General features: G+C 69.0%; 2 protein-coding genes and 1 pseudogene. All 3 read left to right on the top strand.

The features are described from left to right. The coding region (kdpB, locus tag ACOJSF_RS11400) for a potassium-transporting ATPase subunit KdpB (protein WP_420142317.1) at positions 1–1,313 on the top strand (1,313 nt) is incomplete at its 5' end. 12 nt (positions 1,314–1,325) lie between these two features. Continuing rightward, positions 1,326–1,925 (top strand): potassium-transporting ATPase subunit KdpC, encoded by a 600-nt coding sequence (kdpC, locus tag ACOJSF_RS11395; protein WP_420142316.1) that lies wholly within the window; start codon positions 1,326–1,328, stop codon positions 1,923–1,925. Next, positions 1,925–2,317, top strand: a pseudogene (locus ACOJSF_RS11390) (histidine kinase); the annotation flags it as partial. The gene kdpC and the pseudogene ACOJSF_RS11390, both read left to right, overlap by 1 nt.

The following is a 2,317-nucleotide window of genomic DNA, read 5'->3' as shown; positions in this document are numbered from 1 at the left end:
ATGCGGGCGGGGCGATCCCGGTCGCGATCCTCGCGGCGCTGCTGATCACCCTGATCCCGACCACGATCGCCGCGCTTCTGTCCGCGATCGGCATTGCCGGCATGGACCGTCTCGTCCGCTTCAACGTGCTCGCCAAGTCGGGTCGTGCGGTCGAGGCGGCGGGCGACGTCGACGTGCTGCTGCTCGACAAGACCGGCACGATCACGATCGGCGACCGCCAGGCGAGCGAGTTCCGCAGCGTCGGCGGCACCAGCGACGCCGAACTGGCGGAGGCGGCGCTACTCGCGAGTCTGGCCGACGAAACGCCGGAAGGCCGCTCGATCGTCGTCCTCGCACGCGAGAAGTTTAACTTGCAGCGCCCGATGCCCGATGGCGCGGAGGTGATTCCCTTCACCGCGCAGACCCGCGTTTCCGGCGTCCGCTTCGGCGACACGCTCATCCAGAAGGGCGCGGTCGATTCGATCCTGCGCGCCAACGAAGGATCGGGCAGCACCGCAGCTGCGACCGAACTGCGCCGCATCACCGACGAAATCGCGCGCGCCGGCGGCACCCCGCTCGCGGTCGCGAAGGACGGCCGCCTGCTCGGCGCGATCTTCCTGAAGGACGTGGTCAAGGCGGGCATCCGTGAGCGGTTCGGTGAGTTGCGCACGATGGGTATCCGCACGGTGATGATTACCGGCGACAACCCGCTCACTGCCGCCGCCATCGCCGCGGAGGCCGGGGTGGATGACTTCCTCGCCCAGGCGACGCCGGAGGACAAGCTGGCGCTGATCCGGAAGGAGCAGCAGGGCGGCAAGCTGGTCGCGATGTGCGGCGACGGCACCAACGATGCGCCGGCGCTCGCGCAGGCCGATGTCGGCGTGGCGATGAACACCGGTACACAGGCGGCGCGTGAGGCTGGGAACATGGTCGACCTCGACAGCGATCCGACCAAGCTGATCGAGGTGGTGGGGCTCGGCAAGCAGCTGCTGATGACGCGGGGGGCGCTGACCACCTTCTCGGTCGCCAACGACGTGGCCAAGTATTTCGCGATCATCCCGGCGATGTTCGTCGCGCTCTATCCCGGGCTTGGCGTGCTCAACGTCATGGGGTTGGCGACGCCGCAGTCGGCAATCTTGAGCGCGATCATCTTCAACGCGCTCATCATTCCGCTGCTGGTGCCGCTGGCGCTGAAGGGGGTCGCCTACAAGCCGATGGCGGCCGGGCCGCTGCTCGCGCGCAACCTCGCCATCTATGGCCTCGGTGGCCTCATCGCCCCCTTCGTCGGCATCAAGATCATCGACCTCGTGGTCGGCGGGCTCCGGCTCGCGTAAGGAGACTTCATCATGGGCAAGGACTTCACTTCCGCGCTCCGTCCGGCGATCGTCATGACGATCCTCTTCGCGGTGCTCCTTGGACTGGCATATCCGCTGGCGATGACCGGCATCGGTCAGGCGCTTTTCCCCTCACAGGCGAATGGCAGCCTGGTGCGCGACGAGGGCGGCAGGGCGATTGGCTCGACGGTGGTCGGACAGGCATTCACCGCCGATCGCTATTTCCGGACCCGCCCCTCGGCCGCCGGCAAGGGGTATGACGGTCTCGCGTCATCGGGGTCGAATCTCGGCCCGACGAGCCAGGCGCTCGTCGACCGCATCGCGCCGGAGGTGGAGAAGCTCCGCCGCGAAGGCGTGACCGGCCCGCTGCCGGCCGCGCTGGTCACCGCCAGCGGCTCCGGCCTCGATCCGGACCTGTCGCCGGAAGCGGCATTGGCGCAGGTGCCTCGGGTCGCTCGGGCGCGGGGCCTGGCACCCGGGCACGTGCGGCAGCTTGTTGTCCGGAATACCGAGACCTCGATCTTCGGCGAGCCTCACGTCAACGTGCTGGCGCTCAATCGGGCGCTGGACGCCGCGACGCGCACCGCCGCAACCGAGGCGCCTCCGCGCTGATGCCCGTTTCCGGCTCGGGACTGGACGAGGGGCGACCCGATCCCGACGCCCTTCTGCGCGCGGCGGCGCAGGAGGGAAGAGGACGCCTCAAGATCTTCCTCGGCGCCGCACCCGGTGTCGGCAAGACCTATGAGATGCTCTCGGAAGGCGCGGCGCGAAGGCGGGACGGGGTCGACGTGGTGATCGGCGTGGTCGAGACGCATGGCCGCCCGGAAACCGAAGCCTTGATCCGCGGCCATGAGGTCGTTCCACGCCGCGAAGTGCCCTATGAAGGCCGCACGTTGCGCGAGATGGACCTCGACGCCATCCTCGCGCGCGCGCCCCGCCTCGTACTGGTCGACGAACTCGCGCACACCAATGCGCCGGGCAGCCGCCATCCCAAACGCTACGGC

The sequence above is a fragment of the Sphingomonas sp. genome (assembly GCF_048594985.1).
In the GTDB taxonomy this organism is placed as follows: domain Bacteria; phylum Pseudomonadota; class Alphaproteobacteria; order Sphingomonadales; family Sphingomonadaceae; genus Sphingomonas_I.
The sequence above is the reverse complement of the archived record's forward strand: the minus strand, read 5'-3'. Positions and strand labels throughout refer to the sequence as shown.